Annotated in this window: 15 protein-coding genes, 1 tRNA gene and 2 rRNA genes; 4 read left to right on the plus strand and 14 right to left on the minus strand. The window is 41.6% G+C overall.

Translation table 11 applies throughout. The features are described from left to right. The first annotated feature begins 19 nt into the window (after positions 1-19). The gene (locus WCX87_RS11100; RefSeq protein WP_345979954.1) at positions 20-1873 is read left to right on the plus strand and encodes an LTA synthase family protein; all 1854 of its coding nucleotides are present in this window, start codon (positions 20-22) and stop codon (positions 1871-1873) included. Beyond that, entirely contained in the window at positions 1861-2841 is a 981-nt protein-coding gene (gene waaF, locus WCX87_RS11105) for a lipopolysaccharide heptosyltransferase II (RefSeq protein ID WP_345979955.1), read from the plus strand. The genes WCX87_RS11100 and waaF overlap by 13 nt, the downstream gene beginning before the upstream one ends. Here the strand turns inward: waaF and WCX87_RS11110 are convergent. The 6 genes from WCX87_RS11110 to rfaD all read right to left on the minus strand — a co-directional run bounded on the left by WCX87_RS11110 (position 2836) and on the right by rfaD (position 10767). Further along, positions 2836-4233 carry an MBL fold metallo-hydrolase gene (locus WCX87_RS11110; RefSeq protein WP_345979956.1) on the minus strand — a complete coding sequence of 466 codons (1398 nt, stop codon included), beginning with the start codon at positions 4231-4233 and terminating at the stop codon, positions 2836-2838. The two genes, waaF and WCX87_RS11110, sit on opposite strands and share 6 nt — an antisense overlap. 1 nt (position 4234) lies before the next feature. Then, a complete protein-coding gene (gene ppsA / locus WCX87_RS11115; RefSeq protein WP_345979957.1) occupies positions 4235-6652 on the minus strand; it encodes a phosphoenolpyruvate synthase in 2418 nt (805 codons plus the stop codon). 3 nt (positions 6653-6655) lie between these two features. Beyond that, positions 6656-7588, minus strand: a complete 933-nt coding sequence (locus WCX87_RS11120) for an LOG family protein (protein ID WP_345979958.1) — start codon at positions 7586-7588, stop codon at positions 6656-6658. 129 nt (positions 7589-7717) lie between these two features. Next, the gene (locus WCX87_RS11125) at positions 7718-8332 is read right to left on the minus strand and encodes a YfaZ family outer membrane protein (RefSeq protein WP_345979959.1); all 615 of its coding nucleotides are present in this window, start codon (positions 8330-8332) and stop codon (positions 7718-7720) included. Further along, a complete protein-coding gene (gene rfaE1 / locus WCX87_RS11130) occupies positions 8326-9756 on the minus strand; it encodes a D-glycero-beta-D-manno-heptose-7-phosphate kinase (protein WP_345979960.1) in 1431 nt (476 codons plus the stop codon). Before rfaE1 ends, WCX87_RS11125 begins: the two co-directional genes overlap by 7 nt. Beyond that, entirely contained in the window at positions 9757-10767 is a 1011-nt protein-coding gene (gene rfaD / locus WCX87_RS11135) for an ADP-glyceromanno-heptose 6-epimerase (RefSeq protein WP_345979961.1), read from the minus strand. A gap of 116 nt (positions 10768-10883) precedes the next feature. Between rfaD and WCX87_RS11140 the strand changes: the two genes are divergently transcribed. After that, positions 10884-11180, plus strand: a complete 297-nt coding sequence (locus WCX87_RS11140; protein WP_345979962.1) for a c-type cytochrome — start codon at positions 10884-10886, stop codon at positions 11178-11180. Between the two features lie 118 nt (positions 11181-11298). Further along, positions 11299-11598, plus strand: a complete 300-nt coding sequence (locus WCX87_RS11145; protein WP_345979963.1) for a c-type cytochrome — start codon at positions 11299-11301, stop codon at positions 11596-11598. Between the two features lie 4 nt (positions 11599-11602). On the opposite strand, the gene ccoS is transcribed toward WCX87_RS11145, so the two are convergent. The 8 genes from ccoS to WCX87_RS11185 all read right to left on the minus strand — a co-directional run bounded on the left by ccoS (position 11603) and on the right by WCX87_RS11185 (position 19425). Continuing rightward, positions 11603-11821 carry a cbb3-type cytochrome oxidase assembly protein CcoS gene (gene ccoS, locus WCX87_RS11150; protein ID WP_345979964.1) on the minus strand — a complete coding sequence of 73 codons (219 nt, stop codon included), beginning with the start codon at positions 11819-11821 and terminating at the stop codon, positions 11603-11605. Positions 11822-11833: 12 nt separating this feature from the next. After that, entirely contained in the window at positions 11834-14230 is a 2397-nt protein-coding gene (locus WCX87_RS11155; RefSeq protein ID WP_345979965.1) for a heavy metal translocating P-type ATPase, read from the minus strand. Continuing rightward, positions 14223-14705 carry an asparaginase domain-containing protein gene (locus WCX87_RS11160; RefSeq protein ID WP_345979966.1) on the minus strand — a complete coding sequence of 161 codons (483 nt, stop codon included), beginning with the start codon at positions 14703-14705 and terminating at the stop codon, positions 14223-14225. The genes WCX87_RS11155 and WCX87_RS11160 overlap by 8 nt, the downstream gene beginning before the upstream one ends. Then, a complete protein-coding gene (gmhB, locus tag WCX87_RS11165; protein WP_345979967.1) occupies positions 14702-15217 on the minus strand; it encodes a D-glycero-beta-D-manno-heptose 1,7-bisphosphate 7-phosphatase in 516 nt (171 codons plus the stop codon). The genes WCX87_RS11160 and gmhB overlap by 4 nt, the downstream gene beginning before the upstream one ends. A gap of 3 nt (positions 15218-15220) precedes the next feature. Further along, positions 15221-15808, minus strand: coding sequence for a D-sedoheptulose 7-phosphate isomerase (gene gmhA, locus WCX87_RS11170; RefSeq protein ID WP_345979968.1), 588 nt, complete (start codon positions 15806-15808; stop codon positions 15221-15223). Positions 15809-15973: 165 nt separating this feature from the next. Further along, positions 15974-16089 (minus strand): 5S ribosomal RNA (gene rrf, locus WCX87_RS11175). Positions 16090-16225: 136 nt separating this feature from the next. Beyond that, positions 16226-19140: ribosomal RNA gene (locus WCX87_RS11180) — 23S ribosomal RNA — on the minus strand. Between the two features lie 209 nt (positions 19141-19349). Then, positions 19350-19425: transfer RNA gene (locus tag WCX87_RS11185), tRNA-Ala, on the minus strand. Between the last annotated feature and the right edge of the window lie 115 nt (positions 19426-19540).

Here is a 19540-nt window from a genome sequence, read left to right on the forward strand (position 1 = left end):
TTTTAGTTTTATGGTCATGATGGCTATCAGACTTTCACTATACGGCTTTTATACAACAGACTTTGCCGACTTGACTACAGCTGAATTTTTTGCATCATTGTTTATGGGTTTTCGCGTAGATATGATCACGATATTTACCTTTTCTTCGCTTTTTGTCCTGCTTCTTCTTTTTATTAAACAGCCAAAGATCAGAGGGGCAGTCGCACTTCTTTGGGCACTTATATTAAATACAATCTTTGTCATCAGTTTTAGCGATGTACTCTACTACTACTACATCCATAGACACATGTCAAACGAGATATTCAATCTCGGTAACGACACGGATATCATCTACGATATGGCATTTGGCTCTATGCTTCCATACACACTCGGTGCGATTATTCTCTCGATTGTCTTTCTTTACGCGGTCTACAAGATCTTTACAACCAAAACAAAGAACTTTATCACGGGAAAAAAACTTTTTATTACTACTCTTCTTGTCATTCTAGTCGCATTTATCGGTATCAGAAATAACTTTGCTGGAAAAAGTTTCGGCAGCAGCGATGCGTATGCAGTAAATAAAGTCAGCAGCGGGAATCTAGCCCTTAACGGCTTTTTCACAATGTACAGAACTGCTAAATCTCCGGCAAAACACAATCTGATGGATCTGGATGAAGCCGTAAAGATAACTAGAGAGGAACTGCGTTCGCCAAATACTCCGTTTATTGACGACAACTATCCGCTTGAACGTCATTACAGTAAAAAAGAGAGACCAAAATACAATGTAGTCATAGTCCTACTGGAATCTTTCGGTGCAGAACATCTTGACGGATTTACTCACTATAAAGAGCTAAACATCACACCTTACTTTAAGAAGTTAAGCCAAGAGGGACTGAAATTTACAAATTTCTACTCTAACGGTTACCGATCCATATTTGGTATCACCTCTATCTTCACGGGTGTGACTATCCCTCTTGGGTTTGAGTATCTTGGACACGGTTTAGAACTTTCAAAACTCAGTTATCTTGGTAAAGTCGCAAAAGAGAACGGTTACTCAACCGTAGCGATGCAGGCTGCAAACCGTCGTTCATACAGAGTCGATGCCGTCAGCCATGTTGCCGGATTTGACAACTATTACGGTGCACAGGATATGCCTAATGTCGAAACGGTAGACCCGGGCCGTGCACCGCTTACAGGAACATATGATTATAATATGTTCGCTTTTTACCACAAAAAACTAAACGAGATGAAAGAGCCGTTTTTAGGTTTTGCTTTTACGGACACGACGCACTCTGATTACTACCTTCCGAGTAAAAAGTTTGAAAGGTATCCGCATGACCTTAAAAACTATAACGGCTCACTCAATGCCCATATCTATACTGATGATGCCATCAGACGCTTTATGGAAAGTGTCAAAAAAGAGCCTTGGTTTGATCGTACGATCTTTATCTTCACCTCTGATCATGGAAACGGCGATGCGCTCAATCCTATCGCAAGGCAGTACCGTCCGGATGACAAACCGCTGCCAAGCATCGAACACTTTAGAATACCGCTAATCATCTATGCACCAAAAATATTCAAACCTGAAGTGATAACGACATTGGGGTCGCATAATGATATCTTCCCTACAATCGTCGATATGCTTGGATGGGATACCAATATAACGACTATGGGAAGTTCACTGCTAGATAAGGGCATAAAAAACAGATTTGCTTACTTTTTTGCCGGAAACCTTATCGGTCTAGTTACAAACGACGGTTATATAAAATATAATTTTAAACATATCGTCGAAACATCGGCTGATGAGAACAAGACACAAGCGATGAAAAAGATCCTGTTTGCCGTAGATTCAGCAGAAGCAAATCTACTGACAAAGAACAGATGGGTAAAATGAGAATCCTTGTAATCCTTCCAAACTGGCTCGGCGATGCACTCATGGCAACACCTGCTATCGAGTATCTTAGTACTTACTATCCGGATGCTCAGTTTACTTTTGTCGGCAGTTTTGTCTCGATCGAAGCACTCAAATACCATCCAAAATGTGAAAGATATTATGTTGACAAGACAAAAGAGGATGGAAACAGATTTATCAACACCTACAAATTTGCAAAAGAGTTAGGGCAGTTTGATCTGGCTGTGAGTTTTAGAAACCAGCTTCATGCATCCCTTCTGCTTCGATGGACAGGCACCGTCATCTGCTGTGCAAGAAAGTCTTGGCACTCGCAGCTGCTTCTCAGCCACACACCTCCTATATCGACAGAGCAGCACCTGGTACTTCAATACCTCCGTATCGCGACATGCAACATCGACGAAAAACCGACAGATGCGCAGCCGCTTCAGCTCTACATCCAAAAACACCAATTTGAAAAACCGACTCTCGGTATCAATGCGGGAGCGACTTACGGAAGTGCAAAAAGATGGTACCCTGAACGTTTTGCAAAAGTAGCAGCAGAGTTTAACGATAGATTTAATATCGTGATCTTCGGCGGACCCAACGAAGTGGAGATGGCAAAAGATATCGAAAATGAACTCATCCGTTTACATGTAAGTAACTACACAAACCTTGCAGGCAAAACATCCATACAAGAGCTTTGTGCCTACATAGGAGGATGTTCACTCTTTATCACCAATGACAGCGGTCCTATGCATGTAGCTGCTGCATATCAAGTATCGACCGTAGCCATATTCGGACCGACAAGATACAAAGAGACTTCACAATGGAAAAATGAGAAAAGTCTCATCGTCAGACATGAGATGGATTGCTCTCCTTGTATGAAAAGAGAGTGCCCTCTGGGACATCATAACTGTATGAAAGAGATCACGGCAGATGAAGTCATCGATGCCGTAAAATCTATATTATAAATACACGACCTCTTCGGGTTTTACAATGTGAACTTTTTTCTCCAAAGCGTTTTCAAGCACGCTTCTGAGTATCACCTGCTTGTCCTCTTCACCGTGGATCAAGAACACAAGTTTCAGATCATCCATTTTCGATATCCATTCCAGTATCCCGCTTTGATCGGCATGAGCGGAGAAACCGTTGATCGTATGGATATTTGCACGTATTAGTATATCCTCGCCATAGATCTTCACCCATCTTGCACCGTCGACTATATGACGTCCCAGACTCCCGACAGCCTGATAGCCGACAAAGATAACAGAGTTTTTCGGATTCCAAAGTCTATGTTTGAAGTGGTGTAAGATCCGTCCGCCTGTACACATACCGCTTCCGGCAATTATGATAGCACGGCGTTCAATATCGTTTATCGCTCTAGAATCTTCTGCATCAGGCGTATACTGTAAAAGTGCAAAATCAAAGACACTTCCGTTTTCCTCTTTGTTTTTCTGACACTGCAGACTAAGATGATCGACATACTTTCTATAAACATCCGTAGCACGTGTCGCCATCGGAGAGTCTACAAATATCTTACATTCCGGAAGCTCTTTTTTGTCATACATCTCTCTTAAGAGGCAAAGTATCTCCTGCGTACGTTCGACTGCAAAAGAGGGAATGATCACATTCCCCCAATCTTGCAAAGTACTTATGATGACCTTTTTAAACTCGACGATACTGTCATCGATATTTTTATGATCCCTGTCTCCGTAAGTAGACTCCACATATAAAAAGTCGGCATGTGTGCATTTTTGCAGGTTCGGCATCACCATATCGTTGTCGTTTCCGATATCTCCGGAAAAGACTATAGAGTACTCGACACCGTGTTCCATATATTTTATCTCGATGAATGCCGATCCCAAGATATGTCCAGCATCCCTGTATATCACCTTCACGCCTTCGCAAAGAGCTATCTCTTGATCATACTCGACATATCTCCAAGGAAGTTCAAAAGCATTCTTTACATCCTCTTCCAGATAAAGAGGTCCTGTGACAGTATCCTCTTTCCCGCGACGAAGTGCTTTTTTGAGCTGAGTCTGATAATCTTGATACATGATCTTCGCGCTGTCAAGCAAAATGACTTCTGCCAGATCCCGAGTAGGCATCGTAGCGACAATATTCCTCTCAAACCCCTCTTTAACAAGTTTCGGTATACGCCCGACATGATCAAGATGTGCATGAGTGACAAGCAGATACTCTACACTACTAGGCTCAAAGCCAAACGGCTCTCTGTTTTTATCCTCTTCACGACCCTGAAACATACCACAGTCTATAAGGATGTTAGGTCCGCCCTCAATACTTAAAAGATGACATGAACCGGTAACTACTTCTGCAGCTCCGTAAGATGTAACTGTTGCCATTTTATCCCTTTTGTTTTTTTTCTACTGCTACGATATTTTGGATCGTTTTTATAACGCTGTCAGGATTAAGACTCATCGAGTCTATACCGAGATTTACTAAAAACTCCGCGACCTCAGGGTAGTCAGAAGGGGCTTGTCCGCAGATACCGCTGTGACGCCCGTTTCTCTTCGCTCCGCTTACAGCCATCTCTATCATCTTCATAACCCCTTCGTCTCGCTCTTCATAGTCAAACGCGACTATCTCAGAGTCTCTGTCAACACCGAGTGTAAGTTGAGTCAAGTCGTTACTTCCTATACTGAATCCGTCAAATATCTTACTAAACTCATCTATGAGTATCACATTGTTTGGGATCTCACACATCACATATACCTCAAGTCCGTTTTCACCGCGCACAAGACCGTACTTCGCCATAGTATTTAGTACGTCTTGTCCCTCTTTGACGCGTCTGCAAAACGGTATCATCAATATAACGTTTGTGAAGCCCATCTCGTCACGGACCCTCTTCATCGCCGTACATTCAAGTCCGAAGCCCTCTTCATATGCCGGATGTGCATAACGGGACGCTCCTCTAAAACCGATCATAGGATTTGCCTCTTTAGGCTCAAAGATCTCTCCGCCTAAAAGTGCTGCATACTCGTTACTCTTAAAATCACTCATACGAACGACACAGGGGTTCGGATATACAGAAGATGCGATCGTCGCAACTCCTTCACTGAGTTTTTGTATAAAATACTCTTTATAATCCATATCATTCCCCACAAGAGCCGCGACCTCTTTTTTTGTAGCGTCATCAAGCTTTTGGGGATGAATAAGTGCCATAGGATGTACTTTTATGTATTCGTTAATGATAAACTCCATGCGTGCGAGTCCTACGCCGTCTACCGGCAATGAAGAGAGTGAAAAAGCAAGATCGGGATTTCCTAAGTTCATCATGATCTTTGTTTTTGTCTTTTCTAAAGTCCCAAGATCGGTTCTTTGGATCTCATATTCCAAGGCGCCGTCATATACATAGCCGTTTTCACCCTCGACACAGCTGACCGTGACCTCATCATCGTTATTCAGAACCTCCGTAGCATTGTCCGCACCTACGATTGCGGGGATTCCTAGCTCACGGGAGATAATTGCCGCATGACAAGTCCTGCCGCCTTTGTTGGTGATGATAGCTGAGGCTATCTTCATGATCGGCTCCCAGTCAGGCGTTGTCGTATCCGCAACTAAGACTTCCCCCGCTTTAAACTCATTGAGCTTACTGGTATCTTCTATCTTATGAACTTTCCCCGTAGCGAGTTTTCTTCCGACTGCTCTGCCTTCGACTAAGACCTGTGACCTGCTTTTTAAACTGTATGTCTCGTAAAAAAGTCCTTTATTTTTTGATTCTACGGTCTCAGGACGGGCTTGGACTATATATATCTCTCCGTCATCACCGTCTTTTGCCCACTCCATATCCATAGGCTTGCGGTAAGATGCTTTTTTAGAGTAGTGATCCTCTATCTTTATCGCGTAATCAGCCAAGACCATCACATCCTCATCGCTGATACAAAACTGCTTTCTTTGATTCTCATCAACTTCGATGTTCTTGGTATATTCAACAGCGATATTATTGATATTGATCTCATCGTTAAAGACCATCTTCAGCTGTTTTCTTCCTATCCTTCTATTTAGAACTGCACGGTATCCGGCATTGAAAGTCGGCTTATGAACATAAAAACTATCCGGGTCTATCGTTCCCTGTACGACGTTTTCGCCCAGACCGTAAGCACCGTTTATAAATACGACATCACTAAATCCGCTTTCAGTATCGATACTGAACATAACACCGCTTGATGCTTTGTCACTTCGGATCATCTTCATAACTGTGACACTGAGATACACTTTTAGATAATCAAACCCGTTATCAAACTTGTAGTGGATAGAGCGGTCGGTAAAATTAGAAGAGAGACAACGCTTATACGCATCTAGTAGTTCTTCATCGTTTGAGATGTTGAGATAAGTGTCATTTTGACCTGCGAATGAAGCTTCAGGAGAGTCTTCGGCTGTTGCTGAAGAGCGCACGGCAAGTGAGATATGTTCGCCGTATTCATCGCGGAGCAGTTTGAAGCCTTGCAGTATTTCAGATTTAAGGTCATCGGGAAGAGTACAGTTATATACTATCTCACGACATCTTTTCCCGCGTTTTTGCAGTTCATCTACATCATCGGGATCTATATCGTCAAGCAGTTCATGAAGATCTTTATTGATATCGTTATAATCAAATATATAGGTATATGCTTCGGCCGTAACGGCAAATCCATTTGGGACTTTAACTCCCTCTGCCGTAAGGTTTTGGTACATCTCTCCGAGTGAAGCGTTCTTACCGCCGACTAAAGCTACATCTTCTATACCCAATTCATTGAAAAATTTGACATACTTAAAAGACATGATCTACTCCTTTTTATGATTAAATAACGGTTCCCCTTTTTTCTCATACCACTTGGTTATATATGCCCATGCTTCTTCCGCGTTGTCCACGATATGAAAGATATCTATATCACTATAGGAGATGACACCCTCTTCACGTAAGAACTCAAGATTAACAGCTCTGTTCCAAAAATATTTTGATACCAAAACGATGGGAATAGCTATAGACTTTTCTGTCTGAACAAGTGTTAATATCTCAAAAAGCTCATCGAACGTTCCAAATCCGCCGGGATAAACGACCAGTGCTTTTGCACGGTTAAGAAAATGGAGCTTTCTAATGGCAAAATAGTGAAACTGAAAACAGAGTTCGGGAGTTATATAGGGGTTTGGAAACTGTTCGTGAGGAAGATTGATATTAAGACCTATCGATTTTGCACCGACATCAAATGCACCGCGGTTTGCAGCTTCCATGATCCCGGGTCCGCCTCCGGTCATAATAGTGACACGGCAATCATCGGCACCTTTGCCACTGCTGCCGACAAGTGAACCAAACTTTCTCGCATCATCATAATAGACACTTTTTTCAAGCATTCTTTGAGCTGTGTTCATCTTTGAACGAACCTCTTGGCTTGAAGGATTTTTATCAAGCTCTTTTTGAAGCTGATTCAACTTTTTCTTTGCTGTTTTATATTCTACCGCTCTAGAACTTCCAAAAACACCTATCGTATGTTCTATACCCAGTCTGTGCATAACAAGCTCTGCTTTTAGATAATCAAGCTCAAGACGTATCCCTCTTGCTTCATAGGAGTTCATGAACCCCATATCTTCAAGTGCTATTTTATAGCTGTCACTTTCTACCAGCTTTTTAACCAGCTCTTCTGCATGAGGATCCTCTTTTACAGATTTAGGATGCCGCCACGGCATAGTCTCGTTGATATGATTATTTTTATCACTCAATACAAACTCCTACAAATGAATGTAAAGTCATTATACTATGAAATTTGTTTATAATCTTTGAAAATTAAGGGATGGATAAAGAGAGAAAGAATCAGTGTCTCATTTATAGAGACAATGATCTAAAAGTTATTAGAATTGAAATTTAAAACCTACATATGCAGAACGGTTATAGTTCTTGTCGACTGTCGTTCCCGAGATATCATAATTTGTATCAAGAGATCTGTATCCAAGAGTAATACGACCATTTTGTATAATCTCGACATCAAAATTAACACGATACTCTAAAAAGTTTTTTGCATCGTTCATACATAAGACTTCAGGAGCATAGTAAACGCTACCGCCTAAATAAAGAGGTACTGTAGTATCAATAGGAAGTCTATATCCCGCTTCGACACCTAAAGGGATCGATGTGAAATCACGTGTACTTGTACCGATTTTCGCTTGAGTATAGTTTGCTTTTACACCAAGACCAAGTGATAATCCGCTGTTTGAGACCTCTTTTTTCATTAAAAAGTTCAGTTCATAGTAAGCATGATCATTTTTAGTGAAATCACCATGATCTTCATTCCCTTTTAAATATCTAGCACCTAAAAAGACGGTATTCGGCTCAACCGTATCATTGAACTGACCCATATCTAAATGAGCACCAACCTCTAAGTCTTTGTCATTTATATTGATATCAACGCCATGCATAGCAAATGCAGCAGCTACACTCACACTGAGTAATCCAAGTTTTTTTAACATAATTTGCCTTGTATCTTTTGAATTGTCTTTGTCGTACTTTTGCCATCGACAAAATCGACTAATCTCAGTTCACCAGCAAATTCAGTTCCAACTACATCTTTTCCTTCGTAATCTCCACCCTTTACCAAGACATCAGGAGATATCATCTTTATAAGCTCATACGGAGTGTCTTCAGTAAAAGGAACTACATAATCAACTGCCTCAAGTGCTGCCAATATATAAGCTCTGTCTTCAGCCATATTTACAGGACGACTTTCACCTTTTAGACGACGGACCGATTCATCTGAATTGAGTCCGACTATAAGTACATCTCCAAAACTTTTTGCGACCTGCAGATACTTCACGTGTCCTACATGTAAGATATCAAAACAGCCGTTTGTAAAAACGATCTTTTTACCGTTCATCTTACAGCGTGAGACAATCTTGTCTATATCTTCAAAACTTTTTATATGTGCATCAGAACTACTTTTATGCAGAGCCGCCTCATACTCCTCTATCTCATCAAGAGTGACCGTAGCAGAACCGATCTTTCCTACTACTACTCCCGCTGCCAGGTTTGCAAACTTACAGCTTTCACCTATAGTTTTACCCGCACTTAGCGAATATGCGATAGACGCTATTACAGTATCACCCGCACCGGTGACATCATAGACCTCTTTTGCGACAGTAGGAAATTTTTTTACACTGTCATCAAATATCGCTATACCGTCTTCACTCAAAGTGATCATCGAAATATTGAGTTCACACTCGTTTTTAAGTTTTAAAAGTGCATCTTTTAAAGCTTCATCACTGTTTATATCTATCTTTGTAGCAAGAGCTGCCTCTTTTTTATTTGGGGTTAAAAGGTATGCACCTTTATACTTTGCGTAATCGCTCCCTTTCGGATCGACTAAAACTTTTTTACCCATTTCCCTAGCTATTTTGATCACACCCTGACAAAGAGACGAAGTCAACACTCCCTTCCCGTAATCAGAAAGTATTATCGCATCATATAAAGAGATAGATTTTTCTAAAGAAGCGAGTATCTTGCTTGTAGATCTCTCATCGATCGCATCTTTACTCTCTTTGTCATAACGGAGGACTTGCTGCGACACTGCTATAACACGACTCTTCTTACTCGTTTTACGTCCTGTTTGTAAAACTAGGTCATCTGTTTTCACACCGATGCTTTGAAGCATTGCAGTAAGCTCTTTTCCGTTGCTGTCATCTCCGATAACACTGCTAACACTTACGTTAGCACCAAGTGTAACAAGGTTATTGATAACATTACCGGCCCCACCCAAAACTGTCGTCTCTTTTGCGATATCGACGACCTGTACAGGTGCTTCAGGAGAGATACGTTCACAGCTTCCCCACAGATAGTGGTCAAGCATCAGATCACCGATGACTAAGATATTCGGTTTTGCACTTTTTAAAATTTCCATCTATTTTTTCACTTCCGTTTGATATAAACGTTCGATCTCTGAGATATACGCTTTTATCCCGTCTTCCATCTCGTAAGCCGGCTCGTAGCCCAAGCCTTCTCTTGTCTCTTCGATATCCGCTTCCGTATGGAACTGGTATCTTCCCACAAACGGATTAGGAATATATTCACACTCCAATGCAGTTCCCAGTTCTCGCTGCAGGATATCCACGATATCCTGAAAACTTCTTGCTTTTCCCGTACCGACATTGTAGATTCCGCTTTTTTTAGGCTGCATCGCTTTTATATTCGCCTGAATGATATCTTCGATGAAGATAAAGTCGCGAAGTATCTTGTCGCTTCCTTCAAAAAGACGCGGATTTTTTCCTGCAAGTATCTGATGACCGAACTGCAGTACCATAGAAGCCGTCGTATTTTTAAAATACTCTCTCGGACCGTAGACATTGAAATATCTCAGTCCCACAATAGAAATATTTGTTTTAGCCATATACTCACGGCTTAGATAATCCATACTGAGCTTAGAAAATCCATATACATTCTGAGGTGCTTCGCGTCCTACGCGCTGAGGAGAAGCAGCATCACCGTAAGTCGCTGCAGATGAAGCATAGATCATATTTGCATTATGAGCGACAGCAAGATCAAGCAGGTCTTTATATGCATTTACATTGGTTTTTATCATAAGATCTTGTTCTAACGCGGTCGTATCAGATATAGCAGCTTCGTGAAATATATAATCAAATTTGTAATTTTTTTCTAGGTCTTTTAAAAGCTCTTTATCGTTAATGTCTCCGCTGATCACCTCACCCGTAAAACCTATCAAATTTTTAAAATGTCCAAAACTTTTTAGGTTTCCGTTTGAAAGAGTCTCTCCGCTTCTGAAACTGTCCAGAACTACGACTTTCGCATCCGGATGATTATTTTGAAAGTAAAATGCCAAGTTAGAGCCGATAAATCCTGCCCCGCCTGTAATTAAAATAGTTTTATTTGTTAATTCATCGTCAATGTATCGCATCTTCACACTCTTTATAATAAATTTAAGACAAATGATACCAAATCCCTCATTAACAGTCATTTAAGAGTTAAAATATTATAATAGGTGTGAAAATTTTAATCTTTGGAGAAAAGAATATGAAAAAAATCGTTACTGCTTCTGTAATAGCTGCTGCTGTTGCTTCAACTTTAATGGCTGCTGCTGTTGATCCAGCTAAATGTGCTGGTTGTCATGGTGCAAGCTTTGAGAAAAAAGCTCTAGGTCAATCTAAAATCGTTAAAGATATGACTCATGCTGAGATTACAAAAGCTCTTAAAGGTTATAGAGATGTTCCAGGTTTCGGACACTCTCCAGCAAAAGGTGCAATGGCTGGTCAAGCTAAAGCATACACTGACGCTGAGCTAGAAGCATTCGCAAAAACTATCGGTAAATAATTTTTTACTACCTTCTACCTAAGGTCTTCTTAGGTAGAAAACTTCTTTCTATAAACTTCATCACTTTACTTTTCATCACAAACTGATTATAATCGTTAAAAAAGATTAGGAGTGTGATATGAACAAAGCTATTTTTTTACTTGTAAGCGTATCGATATCAATGTTTGCAGAAGACGGAGCGTCTATTTATGCACAAAACTGCCAAAACTGTCATGGTGATGATGGCAAAAAAGCGGCTCTCAACAAAGCAGCACCCATAGCAGGATGGGATAAAGCAAAGACTATTGAAGCGCTTAACGGCTATAAAGACGGTTCAAGGAATACAACAGGTCTTGGGAAGATCATGACTCCAAAGGTCAAGACATTAACGGATGAGCAGATAAGTGCTGTATCTGAATATATAGCTACTCTAAAGTAATATATCACTCAGGCGTGTAGTGCTTCTTTTTTAGCTCGTCACGCTTTTTTTGCTGTGATACAGCGTCGTTAAGTTCCTCTTCTCCGTCGAACTTGACGGCATTTAAAAACTTCTCTTCATCATCGAACTGTCCACTTTTTATGCCCCATAAAAAAGCTACGAGTGCAATACCGCCTAAAAATATTGAAACGCCGAGCATCATTGCTATTACCCAAGAATCCATCCATTCTCCTTTTTATTTATCTCGAAAACCAAAACGTATTCTCATGGAATTACCCACGACAAGCAGTGAACTAAACGACATAGAGATAGCGGCTATTAATGGTATGATATAGCCGGCCATTGCAAGCGGAATAGTTATCGCATTATATAAAAGAGAGATAGCCAAGTTTTGTTTTATCATAAAATATGTCTTTTTAGATACTTTAAATGCATCGTTAAGACTTTTCAATGAATCATTAAGCAGTACGACATCACTCACATCTATTGCAATATCACTGCCATTGCCCATTGCAATACCGATATCAGAAGTCGCAAGTGCGAGTATGTCATTCACACCGTCCCCTGCCATAACAACGACTTTTCCATTTTTGTGCAGAGCATCGATATATGATGATTTTCCCTCTGGAGTCAGTTCCGATTCTACTGTGTCTATACCTACATCTTCTGCGATCTTTAGTGCGCTTCTCTTATGATCACCCGTCAGCATGATCACTTCTATACCTTGAGCTTTTATGGCTTTAATGCTTTCTTTCGCATCATCTCTTGGAACATCGAAGAGTTCATACTTGGCGACGACAACTCCGTCATATGCAAAGTAAAACTCACTGTATTCACCTTTTGCATCCACTTCTAAGCCTTCCCTTTGCATCAACTTTGCATTACCGCCTATTACTTTTTTGCCGTTCAATATAGCACTTATTCCAAGTGCCGGAATCTGTTTGACACTATCAAGTTCTATATGATCTATATTCTCTTCATATATAAACTCGCTGACACCTTTAGCTACAGGGTGTTTAGAGTTTTGAACTAAAGAGTAAAGAAAAGACTTCTCAAACTCACTATGGACATGTTCTTTAACGACTTTGGGTCTGCCTTGAGTGATCGTTCCCGTCTTATCTAAAACAAGCGTGGTAGCTTTTGCCATGGTCTCCAACTGTGCAGCCTGTTTAAAAAGAATCCCTCGTTTTGACGCTATCCCTAGTCCGACCAATGTAGCTACCGGAGTTGCCAGTGCCAGTGCACACGGACAAGCTATGATGACCACTGAGATACCGACCATAAAAGATGTTTCAAAACTATGTGGCCAAAACCACCAGACAATAAATGTGACAAATGCCAGTATCAAGATTATCGCCGAAAAATATTCGGACAGAGTATTTGCCAGCTGTTGAATGCGAGGCTTTTTACTCATCGCCCCTTCTAAAAGAGAGACAAGGTTAGATAATGTAGAATGGGCAAAGTCTTTCGTCGCTTTGTACTTGATATCTGCATCTATACTGATAGTTCCGCTTATTATCTTATCGCCGCTTTGTTTATAGATCGGCTCACTTTCACCTGTCAGATTCGACTCGTCAAAGTTACCCTCTCCGCTTACTACTTCACCATCAAGTGCAACTCTCTCACCTGAACCGACTACGATGATATCAGCGACTTGAACATCGTTAATATTTTTTGATACGATCTTACCCTCTTCAATCACTTTTATACTGCTAGGGATATGATTGCTCATAATATCTAAAGTATCTGCAACACTTTTCTTGCTAAGGATCTCTAAGAACTTTCCTATCAAGACAAAGGTAATGATCATAGTTACAGAGTCAAAATATGCTTCACCACGCTCAAATATCGTGATATAAATTGAGTATAGATATGTTAAAGTCGCACCTGTAGCGACTAAGATATCCATATTTACAGCTTTTGTCTTGATCCCGAAGTATGCACCCCTGAAAAAGATCCATCCACTGTAAAAAAGGACAGGAGTAGCAAGGAAACCCTCTGCAATATTTAAAATCGTTTTTATATCCTGCGTTATGCCGGTAAAATATCCTGCATACTGAGCAACCGCAATCCACATAACGTTCATCGTAGCAAATATTGCAACTGCCATGCGCAGGTAATAATCCTGTCGTTCTTTATTTGCTCTAACTTCCTGTAGGGTTGCATCATAAGGGAAAGCGTTATAACCAATGGCACGTATCATGTCTATGATAGAGGAGAGCTTCAAGACATCATCTGCCCAAACTATCTTAGCTTTATTGTTTGTATAATTGATATCAGCACTGATCACACCCTCCATCTTATGCAGGGCTTTTTCATTCAACCAGACACATGCAGCACAGTGTATTCCCTCTATGATCAAAGAGACTTCACTAAAACCGTCATCATTGACAGTTACAAACTTATCATAAAAGGCGGGGGAGTTGAAATTTGCTGAATCTTCATACTGCTTAGTAGGCGGAGTCAGTGCAGTATTACCGACCTTGTCATAAAAATTTTCAAGTCCTTGGTCTTTAAGCAGATGATAGACACCCTGGCATCCCTTACAGCAAAAATATTTCTCACCGTCGACTATCATCACATCTTTGTTGAATTCAAGATGACAGTGCGTACAACCTACTTTATCAGACAATTTCAAACTTTCCGAGAGATCTGTTTTTCGATAACTCTTTATATGGGAGTATCTCTCCGTTCATGCAGATATAGACACCGTTTTGTTTACAGCACTTCGCATATCCCACAGCCATACCGAAATTCACACTCGCTTCTACCTTATCTATCTCAAACGGTTTCATCGCTCCTGTCAATATGATGATCCTGTCGTCAAATACTGTTTCTAAGAATTCGGCAGTAAGCTCCATCGTATCTGTCCCATGAATAATTATAAAGACTTTCTCTTCATCTGCATGGATGATATTTGCAAGCATCTTTCTATCTTCCGTGGTAAATTCCAGACTATCTTTATAAAGTACTCCGGCCATATCGATAGACTCTATAAAACTGCTCATCATCACATCTAGAGCATCATTATCAAACGGTACTTCCATATGTCCGTTTAACTCATTATAACGCTTGTTAAATGTACCACCGGTGTTTAGTATCTTCATCTGTATATCTCTTCCAATTTATGAACTATTTTTACAGCTTTTGAATCTGTGACTTCGTTATATTCATCAAAAAAGTATGTACTCTCTACTCCAGCTTTTAAAGCAGCTTCGATGTCCCTTTCGTTATCTCCGACCATTATAGAGTTTTTCAAATCGATATCAAACTCTTTTTGCGCCTCAATAAACATCCCTATATCCGGTTTTCTGCATTCACACACACCACTTATATCTGGATGATGAGGACAATAATAAACTTTATCTACTATTATATTATTTTTTGCAAACTCTGCTGTCATCCATGATGTCAGAATATCAAACTGTTCATGTGAATAATAACCTCTAGCGATTCCTGATTGATTAGTAACGACTATAATCAGATAACCTTTCTCTTGAAAATAACGGCAAAGATCAAATATCCCCTCTATAAACTCAAAATCCTCTATCTTGTGCAGATAATTAATCTCTTTGTTTATAACTCCATCACGATCAAGAAAAAGTGCTTTATTAGCCATAGATTACTTTACACCATCCGAAAAGATCTCTTTTTCAATAATATCACATAGAATATGACCGATTAAGATGTGTGATTCTTGAATACGCGGAGTGTCATTTGACGGCACCACTATAGCTATGTCAGCCATCTGGGCCATTTTTCCTCCATCACGACCTGTTAATGCAACAGTCATGATCCCTTTCTCTTTTGCACTCTCAAATGCATTAATAATATTTACAGAGTTCCCAGATGTAGAGATACCGATAAAAATATCACCCTCTTGTCCCATACCTTCTAACTGACGAGAAAAGACTTTATCATACCCGTAATCATTACCGATCGCCGTAAGGTTAGATGTATCGGTAGTAAGTGCAAGCGATGGCAAAGAAGGCCTGTCAAAACCGTAACGTCCAACAAGTTCTGCTGCAATATGCTGAGCATCTGCAGCACTTCCACCGTTACCGGCGATGATAGTCTTTTTACCGTTTTTATAGATCTCCACACACTTAGAAGCGACTTTTTCAATTATATCTATAAGTGCTTCGTTCTCATATATTTTCTGCTTTGTCTCATATGAAGATCTGATCTGATTTTTTATATATTCTTTCATCGTTATTCCATAAGTTTTAATAACTGTATTGTATCAAATCCACAGTTAATTAAATGGTATTCATTAGAAATAAGTATAAAAAAATAAAATAATAATGTATTTAAGATTTATATTGTTAATTATAAGATTTAAAAGTGATTGAAATATGAAGTAGTAAATCCGATAACTAGGCGGCGACCTACGTTTCCACACCTGAAAGGTGCAGTATTATCAGCGATGGGAGGCTTAGCTTCTGGGTTCGGAATGGGGCCAGGCGTTTCCCTCTCTCTATAGCCACCTAGACAATCGGATATAAAAGCACCTAGATGCGCTTATATCCAATTGCTATGGATTTACAGGGGGTTTAGTATTGTTAAAGTCAACAGGTCGTATTACAACAACAGACCACTTTGCTTACACTAAGTAAGGCAGTGAGCTAAAAAAAAGACGAACGTACTATTAGTACTGGTCAGCTAAACAGATTACTCTGCGTACACATCCAGCCTATCAAGCTTGTAGTCTTCAAGCGTACTTCAGGGAAAGTTCATCTTGGAGTTGGCTTCCCGCTTAGATGCTTTCAGCGGTTATCACATCCGTGCGTAGCTACCCAGCGATGCTCTTGGCAGAACAACTGGTGCACCAGTGGCACGTCCAACCCGGTCCTCTCGTACTAGGGTCAGCTCTCCTCAACTTTCCTACGCCCACGGAAGATAGGGACCGAACTGTCTCACGACGTTCTGAACCCAGCTCGCGTACCGCTTTAAATGGCGAACAGCCATACCCTTGGGACCTGCTCCAGCCCCAGGATGCGATGAGCCGACATCGAGGTGCCAAACCTCCCCGTCGATGTGAGCTCTTGGGGGAGATCAGCCTGTTATCCCCGGCGTACCTTTTATCCTTTGAGCGATGGCCCTTCCACACAGAACCACCGGATCACTATGACCGTCTTTCGACTCTGCTCGACGTGTATGTCTCACAGTCAGTCCGGCTTATGCCATTATACTCTACGGTGGATTTCCAACCCACCTGAGCCGAACTTTGTAAGCCTCCGTTACTTTTTAGGAGGCGACCGCCCCAGTCAAACTACCCACCAGACATTGTCCTCGCACGAGATAATCGTACCAAGTTAGCTATCAGAATATTCAAGGGTGGTATCTCAACGATGCCTCCGTAGACACTGGCGTATCTACATCAACGGCTCCCACCTATCCTGCACATGAATATCCCAATAGCAATGTCAAGCTATAGTAAAGGTGCACGGGGTCTTTCCGTCTTTCCGCGGGTAGGAGGAATTTTCACCTCCACTACAATTTCACTGGATCCCTGGTTGAGACAGCTCCCATCTCGTTACGCCATTCATGCAGGTCGGTATTTAACCGACAAGGAATTTCGCTACCTTAGGACCGTTATAGTTACGGCCGCCGTTTACTTGTGCTTCAATTCAATGCTTCGCAGAGCTAACAAATCCTTTTAACATTCAAGCACCGGGCAGGCGTCACACCCTATACATCCTCTTACGAGTTAGCAGAGTGCTGTGTTTTTGGTAAACAGTCGGGAGGGACACTTTGCTGCGACCTTTTCTTGCTCCAAGAGTAAATCTCTTCACAATAAAGGCACACCTTATACCGAAGATACGGTGCTAGTTTGCAGAGTTCCTTAACCAGGGTTCTTCCACGCGCCTTAGAATACTCATCTCACCCACCTGTGTCGGTTTACGGTACGGGCAACGGCTGTTCTCGCTTAGAGGCTTTTCTCGGCACGACAGTATCAACGATTCAACTCGCTCTCCGAAGAGATTGAATTGCCTGTAAGATCTCGGAATATTGCAGCACGGATTTGCCTATGCTACTTCCTACGTCCTTCGACCCACTATTCCATCAGTGAGCTCGTTTAACTCTATGCGTCCCCCCATCACTCAAATGAACAACCGTCGGTATCGGAATATTAACCGATTTGCCATCGTCTACCCCTTTCGGACTCGACTTAGGTCCCGACTAACCCTACGATGACGAGCATCGCGTAGGAAACCTTGGGTTTACGGCGAAGGGAATTCTCATCCCTTTTATCGCTACTCATGCCTGCATGCTCACTTCCAAGCGCTCCACCACTCCTTACCGGTATGGCTTCTACGCTGCTTGGAACGCTCTCCTACCACTCATAGTAAACTATGAATCTAGAGCTTCGGTGTACATCTTAGCCCCGTTATATTTTCGGCGCAGAATCGCTAGACCAGTGAGCTGTTACGCTTTCTTTAAAGGATGGCTGCTTCTAAGCCAACCTCCTGGTTGTCACAGCAACTCCACATCCTTTTCCACTCAGATGTAACTTTGGGACCTTAGCTGCTAGTCTGGGTTGTTCCCCTCTTGACGATTGATTTTATCACCCACCGCCTGACTCCCGAGGTTGCACATACAGTATTCGGAGTTTGATAGGGTTTGGTACCGCGGTAGGCAGCCCTAGCCCTGTCAGTGCTCTACCCCTGTATGCTAATGCTCGAGGCTATACCTAAATATATTTCGGAGAGAACCAGCTATCACTGAGTTTGATTGGCCTTTCACCCCTATCCACAAGTCATCCCGAGACTTTTCAACGTCAATGGGTTCGGTCTCCACTGGCTCTTACACCAGCTTCAACCTGCTCATGGATAGATCACTCAGTTTCGGGTCTGCAGCATCTGACTATGTCGCCCTATTAAGACTCGCTTTCGCTACGGCTTCGCGTTCGCTTAACCTTGCCAGATACCACAACTCGCAGGCTCATTATGCAAAAGGCAGTCCGTCACACTTATATATAATAGTGCTCCGAATGATTGTAAGCCATAGGTTTCAGGTTCTATTTCACTCTGCTCACCGCAGTTCTTTTCACCTTTCCCTCACGGTACTGGTTCACTATCGGTCTGGTAGTAGTATTTAGGATTGGAGGGTGGTCCCCCCTGCTTCAGTCAAGATAACACGTGTCCCGACCTACTCTGGATCCTGCTAGCTTATCGTCGATTTCGATTATGGGGCTATCACCCTCTATGGCCACTCTTTCCAAAGTGCTCATCTATCGACTCAAATGCCGTATGCAGTCCGCAACCCCAAGTGCAAGCACTTGGTTTGTCCTAATCCCATTTCGCTCGCCGCTACTATGGGAATCTCGTTTGATTTCTCTTCCTTTGGGTACTGAGATGTTTCACTTCCCCAAGTTCGCCCCCCGTAGGGTAACATGACTCGCGCCATGCTGGGTTGCCCCATTCGGATATCCCCGGATCAAAGCTCTTTGGCAGCTCCCCGAGGCTTTTCGCAGCCTAATACGTCCTTCATCGCCTCTACCAGCCAAGGCATCCACCTATGGCCCTTAATATCTTTTTTCTAAGTTGATCTATTTCTAGATCGTGCGCTCACTGCCTTACTTAACATAAGACAGTGATCTGTTGTAGTTGTAATTTCAATCCATAGAATCGCTTCTATTTCTTTACTTTAGTTGACTTTAACAATAATAATTTAATGAACTTCTTAGACTTAAAAGTCTAACACTAAACCTACATCTAGGTCTGGTGTTAAACTTCATAATGAAAAGATGGTGGAGAATAGCGGGATCGAACCGCTGACCTACTGCGTGCAAGGCAGTCGCTCTCCCAGCTGAGCTAATTCCCCATCAAGTAATCATAATATAGCCTGATCACTCAGGACTAAGCAAGTAAACAACTTAATAACTAACATCTCGTGTGAGATTTTCTTTGTATTGCATCTAAGAAACGAATCTTAATGC

It is taken from the genome of Sulfurimonas sp. HSL3-2 (genome assembly GCF_039645965.1).
In the GTDB taxonomy this organism is placed as follows: Bacteria; Campylobacterota; Campylobacteria; order Campylobacterales; family Sulfurimonadaceae; genus Hydrocurvibacter; species Hydrocurvibacter mobilis.

Coding starts and splice junctions, on each gene's coding strand:
- WCX87_RS11125 (WP_345979959.1), bottom strand. CDS start 8,332: ATGTTAAAAAAACTTGGATTACTCAGTGTGAGTGTAGCTGCTGCATTT.
- rfaE1 (WP_345979960.1), bottom strand. CDS start 9,756: ATGGAAATTTTAAAAAGTGCAAAACCGAATATCTTAGTCATCGGTGAT.
- WCX87_RS11160 (WP_345979966.1), bottom strand. CDS start 14,705: ATGAAGATACTAAACACCGGTGGTACATTTAACAAGCGTTATAATGAG.
- WCX87_RS11140 (WP_345979962.1), top strand. CDS start 10,884: ATGAAAAAAATCGTTACTGCTTCTGTAATAGCTGCTGCTGTTGCTTCA.
- WCX87_RS11145 (WP_345979963.1), top strand. CDS start 11,299: ATGAACAAAGCTATTTTTTTACTTGTAAGCGTATCGATATCAATGTTT.
- WCX87_RS11100 (WP_345979954.1), top strand. CDS start 20: ATGGCTATCAGACTTTCACTATACGGCTTTTATACAACAGACTTTGCC.
- rfaD (WP_345979961.1), bottom strand. CDS start 10,767: ATGCGATACATTGACGATGAATTAACAAATAAAACTATTTTAATTACA.
- waaF (WP_345979955.1), top strand. CDS start 1,861: ATGGGTAAAATGAGAATCCTTGTAATCCTTCCAAACTGGCTCGGCGAT.
- ccoS (WP_345979964.1), bottom strand. CDS start 11,821: ATGGATTCTTGGGTAATAGCAATGATGCTCGGCGTTTCAATATTTTTA.
- gmhB (WP_345979967.1), bottom strand. CDS start 15,217: ATGGCTAATAAAGCACTTTTTCTTGATCGTGATGGAGTTATAAACAAA.
- gmhA (WP_345979968.1), bottom strand. CDS start 15,808: ATGAAAGAATATATAAAAAATCAGATCAGATCTTCATATGAGACAAAG.
- WCX87_RS11110 (WP_345979956.1), bottom strand. CDS start 4,233: ATGGCAACAGTTACATCTTACGGAGCTGCAGAAGTAGTTACCGGTTCA.
- ppsA (WP_345979957.1), bottom strand. CDS start 6,652: ATGTCTTTTAAGTATGTCAAATTTTTCAATGAATTGGGTATAGAAGAT.